Consider the following 8321-nt stretch of genomic DNA (forward strand, 5'->3'; position numbering starts at 1 on the left):
TTGTCTCCCCGGCAGCCATCAAGGCCGCCCCCGCGCCACGGCCCTGCCGGCGCGACTCCGCTCCAGAGCTGTCGCCCTGCCGGCGGTGTCGCGCAGATGCCGGCCGGCGCTCTCTGGAGACGCAGCATGAACCAGGCACACTTCCCTCTCGACACCGATCCGCAGGAAACCCGCGAATGGCGCGAGTCCCTGCACGCGGTGATCAAGGCTGGCGGCCGCCCCCGCGCGCACTACCTGCTGGACCAGCTCGATGAGCTTGATGTGCAGCAGCATGGCGACCTGCACACCCGCGCATGGACCGCCTACACCAACACGATTCCACCCGAGCGCCAGCCCGCCTACCCGGGCGACCTGGCCATCGAACGGCGGTTGAACGCGATGATCCGCTGGAACGCCATGGCGATGGTGCTGCGCGCCGGCAAGCATTCCAATGTCGGCGGCCACATCGCCACCTACCAGTCCGCCGCGGTCATGTATGACGTGGGCTTCGATCACTTCTTCCGTGGCCGTACCGACACCTTCGACGGCGACATGATCTACATCCAGGGCCATTCCGCACCGGGCATCTATGGACGTGCATTCGTGGAAGGCCGCATCAGCGCCGAGCGCATGGACAACTTCCGCCGCGAAGCCGGGCGTGAGGGCCTGTCCTCGTATCCGCACCCGCGGTTGATGCCGGAGTTCTGGCAGTTCCCTACCGTATCGATGGGCCTGGGCCCGCTGACCGCGGCCTATCAGGCCCGTTACATGCGCTACCTGGAATACCGCGGGCTGAAGCAGCACCAGGGCCGCAAGGTCTGGGCCTTCCTCGGTGATGGTGAAATGGATCAGCCCGAATCGCTGGCGGCCATTTCACTGGCCGGGCGCGAGCGCTTGGACAACCTGGTGTTCGTGGTCAACTGCAACCTGCAGCGCCTGGACGGACCAGTGCGCGGCAACGCCAAAGTGATCCAGGAACTGGAAGGCACCTTCCGTGCCGCCGGCTGGAACGTGATCAAGGTGATCTGGGGCGGTGGCTGGGACGACCTGCTGGCACGTGATCACAGCGGCTTGCTGCGCCAGCGCATGATGGAATGCGTCGATGGTGACTACCAGACCTTCAAGTCACAGAGCGGTGCCTATGTACGTGAGCATTTCTTCGGACGCTACCCGGAACTGCTGGCGCTGGTCGCGCACATGAGCGACGACGAGATCTGGGCGCTGGCACGTGGCGGCCACGATCCGCAGAAGGTTTACGCCGCCTACCAGCAGGCAGTGAACACCGCGGGCCGGCCGACCGTGGTATTGGCCAAGACGGTGAAGGGCTTCGGCATGGGTGAGGCCGGCGAAGGCCAGAACATCAATCACCAGTTGAAGAAGATGAGCACCGATGCGGTGCGCGCTTTCCGCGACCGTTTCGATCTACCGATCAGCGATGAACAGCTGGAGGAAATGCCGTACCTGCGCCCGGCGCCGGGCAGCCCGGAGGCGCTCTACTTCGCGCAGCGTCGCCAGGCGCAGGGCGGCCAGCTGCCGGCACGCCTGGCACAGGTCGATCCGCTGCCACTGCCGCCGCTGTCCACGTTCAACGTCCAACTGCAGGGAAGTGGTGATCGCGGCCAGTCCACCACCATGGGCTTCGTGCGCATCCTCACCACCCTGCTCAAGGATCCCGAGCTGGGCAGGCTGGTGATCCCGATCGTGCCCGATGAATCGCGCACCTTCGGCATGGAAGGCCTGTTCCGCCAGATCGGCATCCACTCTTACCTCGGCCAGTTGTACACGCCGCAGGACGCTGGCCAGCTGAGCTATTACAAGGAAGCCAAGGATGGCCAGATCCTGCAGGAAGGCATCAACGAATCCGGCGCGATCTGTTCGTGGATCGCCGCCGGTACCGCGTACGCCAACCACGGCCTGGCCACGATTCCGTTCTACATCTTCTATTCGATGTTCGGCCTGCAGCGCGTCGGCGACCTGGCCTGGGCCGCGGCCGACGCGCGCACCCGTGGCTTCCTGCTTGGCGCCACCTCGGGCCGAACCACGCTGATGGGCGAAGGCCTGCAGCACGACGATGGCCACAGCCACGTGCTGTCTTCGGTGATTCCCAGCTGCGTGTCCTATGACCCGACCTACAATTTCGAGCTGGCGGTGATCATCCACGATGGCCTGCGCCGCATGTACGTGGACCAGGAAGACATCTACTACTACATCACCCTGCTCAACGAGAACTACCCGCACCCGGCCCTGCCCGACGGCGCCGAAGCCGGCATCCTGAAGGGCCTCTATCTGCTGCGCCCCGCCGCTGCCGACACCATTGCACAGCCTCGCGCGCAGTTGATGGGCAGTGGCTCGATCCTGCGCGAGGTGCTGGCCGCCGCCGATCTTCTGCAGCAGGATTTCGGTATCAGCAGCGACGTCTGGAGCGCCACCAGCCTGACCGAACTGCGCCGCGACGGCCTGGCTGTCGAGCGCTGGAATCTGCTGCATCCGGCTGACGAGCCGCGCGTCCCCTACGTGCAGCAGTGCCTGCAGGACCATGCTGGCCCAGTGGTGGTGGCAACCGACTACATGAAGATCGTCGGCGACCAGATCCGTCCCTTCATCAGCGATCGCCGCTTCATCGCACTCGGCACCGATGGTTTCGGCCGCTCGGATACACGCGAATCGCTGCGGACGTTCTTCGAGGTCGATCGCCACTTCATCGTGCTGGCGGCACTGAAGGCCCTGGCCGACGACGGACATGTCGAACGGAGCCTGCAGCAGCAGGCGATCGACCGGTACGGGATCGATACCGGCAAGCGCGACCCCGCCGCTGCATGACAGCGCAGCAACGGCATCCGCAGAGCGCGCCTCTGCGGGTGTCGCTGCATCACACCGCTACGGCAACCGCTTGAACAGGTTGGTCTGCAGGATCGGCGTGCCGTCATGACCGAAGAACGCCTTGGTTTCGGTCATCGTTGAACGATCAGCGGCCACCGTATACACACGAGTGGAGGCCGGCGAACCGTGATCGACCAGCTGCATCACCAGCGTGTTCGGCGCCGGCAGTTTCAGCGTCGCCTGGTTGGCGCCGTAGCTGCCTATCAGCGATGCGGGCGTGCCATCCAACGCCAGCGTACCGTCGGATTTCATCGTCTTGCCATCATGCAGGACGATATCCACGTGCGAGCTCCACCTGCCCGCGCCGGCGTCCTTGAATTCCAGCACGACCCGTTGCGGACGCTGTGCTTCAGGCAGCGCGGACGTGTCGATATCCAGCGACCAGCGGCCGAGCAGCGGCGAGGACTTCGGGCTTTCAGCCAAGGCAGGCATCACCTGCAGCAGGGCCACGGACAGCAACGTGGCGGACAACAGCTTCATGCGAGGCTCCTTTCGAGTGGAGAAAGTGCTGCAGGGTGCGTTCTGGGGTACCGGCAATGGCCGATGCTGCGCGCCAAAGTCCGGTCGTGCAAGCGACCAAGCTGCCGGCGATGGCCAGGCCCAATCTCCCCATCCCCTGCGCCGTCCCCCTCCGACTTGTGAAGCTAAATAGTTACGTTATAACATTTCACATTCTTTTCACGGAGTGTGTCATGCGTCGTCACCTGCTTGCTGCAGCCATCCTGTTCGTCGTCCACAACGCCCATGCCAGCGACGACCCAACCCTGCCCGCCGTCCAGGTCGAGGCAAGCAAGCCCTCCCGGATCGACAGCATCGTCACTGTCGAGGCCTCGCAGGCCCAGAACCGCACCCTCGGCGGCATGCTTGAACATGTCTCCGGCGTGCAGAACAGCGCCTTCGGGCCCAATGCCGGTGCACCGGTCATCCGCAGCCTCAGCGGCAACCGCGTGCAGATCCTGGAAGACGGCCAGTCCATCCTTGGCATGAACGCCTTCAGCGGCGACATCAACATTCCGTTCGATCCGCTGTTCGTGCGCAGCGTCACCGTCAACAAATCCTCCGATACCGTCCGCTACGGCGGCAACGCCATCGGCGGCAGCGTCGACATCGACTCCGGCCTGATCTCGCGCACGATGGAGGACAAGGACCAGTCGATGGAACTGGTCCTGCGCAAAGGTTTCAACGCGGCCGATGCGCAGGGTTTCCGCATGAACTTCAACAACCAGCGGAATGTCTCGACGAACCTGCAGGTCTCGCGGCAACGCATCTCGTACTACGACATTCCCGGCAACAGCAAGGCCAGCGTCTGCAACACCCGGCTGTTCCCGGCCACCGGCGGTGTCAATTCGGCGCTGGCCGACAGCTGCCAGAAGGAAGCGCGCGTCCAGCAGCTCTACAACAAGGCCTCGCAACTCTACATCGACCAGTTCATGACCGAGAACCCCGATTGGGCCGATGGCGATTTTTCCTTCTACACCAACAGTCCGACCTCGGTCTGGCAGCGCCGCACTTACATCAATCCAGTCAACCCGGCCTATGTCGCCGGCACGCCTTCGTACGTACAGAAGCAGATCAACAACGATGTGACCCCCGATTACCACCATCGACTGGGTAACAGCTACTCACGCAGTTCGCAGGTGGCACTCGGCTCGACCTGGTTCTTCGATCGCGGTTACGTCGGCGTCAGCATCGATGCCAAGGACAGCGAATACGGTGTGCCGGGCTTCTCGATGCAGAACCTGTCCTTCGGCGCGAACCCTGCCGACGGCCTGCCGGTGGGCGTGGTGATCAAACAGCAGCGCTACGCCCTGGAAGCATTGCTGCGAGACCCGCTGCCGTACGTCGAACGTGCCGAACTGCGGGTTTCAAAACTGGACAACACCTCGGGCGAGCGCCTGGGCTCGACCAGGGCCAACGACTACGACTTCCAGAGCACCCAGGCCGAACTGCTGCTGGCACATCAACCCGTCGGGCCGCTCAGCGGCGTGCTGGGCCTGAGCCATCAGGCGCGCGACGTCACCGGCAGCGGCACGCTGCGCTACCTGCCTGATGTGGACACCCGCAGCAACGCCGTGTTCCTGAAGGAAACCCTCGACTTCGGCTGGGCGTCCTTCGATGCCGGCGTCCGCCATGAACGCGTGGACCATGACCTGCAGCCCAGCCGCTTCAAGACCTCGCGCAATGCTGCCAGCACCACGCTGCAGGACCGCTCCTATCGTCTCAACAGTTACAGCCTTGGTTCGTATGTCGAACTCGGCCCGCTGTTCGCCGCCAAGGTGCGCTATTCGTCCTCGCAGCGCGCACCGGAGATCAACGAGCTGTATGCCAGCAACGCGCATTACTCGGTGATGACCCAGGAAGAAGGCAACCAGAACCTGGAGCCGGAACGCGCGAAGAACCTGGAGCTGACCGGACTGTTTCATCTTTGCGGCTTCGCGCTGTCGGCCACCGCCTACCGGATGAAGTACGACAACTACCTCTACCAGGGCCACTCCGGCATGCAGATGGCCAATCGCCTGCCGCTGAAGTACTGGAAGCAGACCGACACCACGGTGAAGGGATTCGAGATCGATGCCTCGCAGGCGCTCGACCTTGGCGGCTACGGGAAATTGAATCTGTCCGCCTTCGCCGATCTGGTCAGGAACCAGGCCGATCGCCCGGACACGCTGCGCGCGCACAACGACGGCGAGTACCTGCCGAACATGCCGACCAACCGCTATGGCGCCAACCTGCAATGGCAGCGCGACAGCTGGAAGGTACAACTTTCCAGCACCTACTACGACAAGCAGAAGTACCTGGGTCGCAACGTCAGCGAAGAGATTCCGCTGGATGCGTTCAACTTGGTCGATCTGCAGGTCAGCCGCGAGCTGCCAGTACGCAATGCGTACATCGCTGGGATGGAAGTGTTCGTCAACGGCAGCAACCTTCTGGACGACGACGCCCGCCCACACAACTCGCCGTTGAAGTACATCGCACCGCTGCCCGGTCGCGGGTTCCAGGTCGGCGTGACCATGAAGCTTTGAGGGACCTGAAAAGAAAAACGCCTGCAGATCGAGGATCTGCAGGCGCTTCTTTGTATCTGGCGGAGCGAGAGGCCGATTCGGCACTCTCTCAATCTCTCAGGGAGTCCAGAAACCGAGGCGTATCAACGCCTGAGACTCCACACCCATACCATCGAGTCTCGCGGAATCCGGACCCCAAACATGGGGCGAACTGTGGGGCACTATTGATGGCAAGACCTACCAACCGACTGAGCGCGCGAGCCGCGCACACCACCACCAAGGCAGGCTATCACGCGGACGGCGGGGGCCTGTACCTGCTCGTCGGCCCGACCGGTTCCAAGTCCTGGGTGCTGCGCTACCAGCGCGGCGGCAGGCGTCGGGAGATGGGCCTGGGCCCAGCGCAGCTGGTCAGCCTGCAGGAAGCCCGAGCATCGGCACTGCAGCACCGCCGGCAGTTGCTGGCCGGGGACGACCCAATCGAGGCGCGCCGGGCCAGCCGATCCGCAGGAACCACTTTCGGCGAGGCTGCTGACGCTTACATTGCGTCGCACCGCGCTGGCTGGAAGAACGACGCTCAGGCCGATCAGTGGGAACAGTCCCTGCGAGCCTACGGACCAGCCCGCCACACGCCAGTGGGCAACGTGGACACCCACCTGGTGATGGAATGCCTGCGCCCTATCTGGACCGAGAAAACAGTGACGGCTACGCGTGTGCGCGGGCGCATCGAGCGCGTGCTGGATTGGGCGAAGGTCCACGGCCAGCGAGACGGCGAGAACCCGGCGCGCTGGCGTGGCCACCTGGAGAACCTGCTGCCCAAGCCCGGAAAGGTGAACAAGCCCAAGCATCACGATGCAATGCCCTACGCGGATGTGCCGGCCTTCATGGCGACGTTGGCGAGCCGGGATGCCCGGACCCGCCGGGCCCTGCGGTTCGTGATCCTGACCGCCGCACGGACAGCCGAGGTCACCGGGTCGGATTGGTCGGAGTTCGATCTGGACCACCGACTGTGGACCATCCCTGCCAGCCGCATGAAGGGAGGCCGGGAACACATCGTGCCGCTTACCGATGCGGCCGTGGCAATCCTTAAGCCCTTGTGCCGCAAGGAACCACCGTTCTCCCTGTCCGAGAACGCGATGCTCTACCTGGTGCAGAAGCCGGCACCGAAAGGGCTCGGCCTGCCCTTTACTGTGCACGGCTTCAGGTCCAGCTTCCGCGACTGGGCCGCCGAAACGACTGACCACGCCAACGAGGTGGTGGAGATGGCCTTGGCCCACGCCATCAAGAACAAGGCAGAGGCCGCCTACCGTCGCGGGCAGCTGCTGGACAAGCGCCGGCCGCTCATGGAGCAGTGGGCAACCTACCTGGGGCTTGGCTCAGACGCCGCGGCGTAGCTGCTCCAGCCCTGCCCTCACCCGCGCCTTCTGCGGATCCCTCGCCCTGGGCTTGGTCGCTGCCGGCGGCTTGCGCGGCTCCAGCGCTTCTTTCACCCGCTCCAGCTCCGTTGTGCCCGCCTCAGCCAAGCGGCGGGCTTGCTGCAGCTGCTCAGGGGTTGGGGGCAATCCGGGCATCGGCGGCGGCAGCTCGGTCGGCGTGCTGTCCACCAGCCTGGCGACCGCTTGCCGCAGTCTCAGCTCGGGGTAGAGCCTGGCCGCGCACCACCGCTCGGCGTAGCGCTTGCCCTGCTGGATGCTGGCCGCACGCACGTCCTTGGTCTGCCACATCTTCCTGGCGTCCATGTGCACGCGCGCGCCGCCGTCCTTTGCCGGCGTGACATGAGCGATCTGCCGGCCGCTCCACCACAGCACCCAGCCATCCCCCATCTGGACCCAGCCAGAGGGTGGCGGAGCTGTGCGAAAACCTTGGTAGCCGTGCGAGGGAAGCATGGCTGGAAGGATACGGCCGGTAGTCGCAGATCTTGCGAACGCGCCGGCCACTTGGCTGAACCATTTGGCCAGCTGGACTATTTCGCGAGCAGCTGCTCCGCTCTTTCCATGCAGTAGTGGCGCAACTCAGGATCCGGAATTGATCGAAGCGCCCACTGTTCGATATCGCCATATGTCTTTGCCTTCGCCTGTGCGTCGGCAAGCCGATCATCGATCTCGGTGCGGCTGGATGCTGCGTAGGTATGGACGTTCATGGACCACCTCATTCGTTTAGGAGGCCGACGATAGGCAGCGCACGCTCAACGGGTCAACACTTTCGTTGAACATTTTCCATAGCGTTATCAGCATGTTACACCCGCATAACGGATTGAATAACTCCGCTCTACACATTCGCACCACGGATGGCCCCGCTACGCTCCGGCCATGTGCGGCCGATTCGTCCAGCTCCCCGTTGTCGACTTTGGTCAGCCCGGCCTGGCTGACCTTGCCCCCGGTCTGGCTGAGATCCAGCCCAGCTACAACCTGGCGCCGACGCAGCGCGCCTCGATCATCCTGGACCGTGGCGAAGGTCGGCAGG

At 64.1% G+C, this 8321-nt stretch carries 6 protein-coding genes; 3 read left to right on the forward strand and 3 right to left on the reverse strand.

The window, feature by feature from the left end; translation table 11 throughout:
• Positions 1–126: 126 nt before the first annotated feature.
• The gene (aceE, locus tag H3005_RS20750) at positions 127–2799 is read left to right on the forward strand and encodes a pyruvate dehydrogenase (acetyl-transferring), homodimeric type (protein ID WP_191078964.1); all 2673 of its coding nucleotides are present in this window, start codon (positions 127–129) and stop codon (positions 2797–2799) included.
• Between the two features lie 57 nt (positions 2800–2856).
• On the opposite strand, the gene H3005_RS20755 is transcribed toward aceE, so the two are convergent.
• The gene (locus tag H3005_RS20755; protein ID WP_191078965.1) at positions 2857–3339 is read right to left on the reverse strand and encodes a LuxR family transcriptional regulator; all 483 of its coding nucleotides are present in this window, start codon (positions 3337–3339) and stop codon (positions 2857–2859) included.
• Between the two features lie 212 nt (positions 3340–3551).
• Here H3005_RS20755 and H3005_RS20760 point away from each other — a divergent pair, with 212 nt between their 5' ends.
• Together H3005_RS20760 and H3005_RS20765 are read left to right on the forward strand one after the other, a co-directional pair.
• Positions 3552–5882, forward strand: a complete 2331-nt coding sequence (locus H3005_RS20760; RefSeq protein WP_191078966.1) for a TonB-dependent receptor — start codon at positions 3552–3554, stop codon at positions 5880–5882.
• A gap of 206 nt (positions 5883–6088) precedes the next feature.
• Positions 6089–7252 carry a site-specific integrase gene (locus H3005_RS20765; protein WP_191078967.1) on the forward strand — a complete coding sequence of 388 codons (1164 nt, stop codon included), beginning with the start codon at positions 6089–6091 and terminating at the stop codon, positions 7250–7252.
• Here H3005_RS20765 and H3005_RS20770 read toward each other — a convergent pair.
• Both H3005_RS20770 and H3005_RS20775 read right to left on the reverse strand, forming a co-directional pair.
• Positions 7235–7744 carry a hypothetical protein gene (locus tag H3005_RS20770; RefSeq protein ID WP_191078968.1) on the reverse strand — a complete coding sequence of 170 codons (510 nt, stop codon included), beginning with the start codon at positions 7742–7744 and terminating at the stop codon, positions 7235–7237. The genes H3005_RS20765 and H3005_RS20770 overlap by 18 nt on opposite strands.
• 77 nt (positions 7745–7821) lie before the next feature.
• Positions 7822–7998, reverse strand: a complete 177-nt coding sequence (locus H3005_RS20775; protein ID WP_191078969.1) for a hypothetical protein — start codon at positions 7996–7998, stop codon at positions 7822–7824.
• Positions 7999–8321: the final 323 nt, after the last annotated feature.

This window comes from Stenotrophomonas sp. Br8 (genome assembly GCF_014763005.1).
GTDB classification, from domain to species: Bacteria; Pseudomonadota; Gammaproteobacteria; order Xanthomonadales; family Xanthomonadaceae; genus Stenotrophomonas; species Stenotrophomonas lactitubi.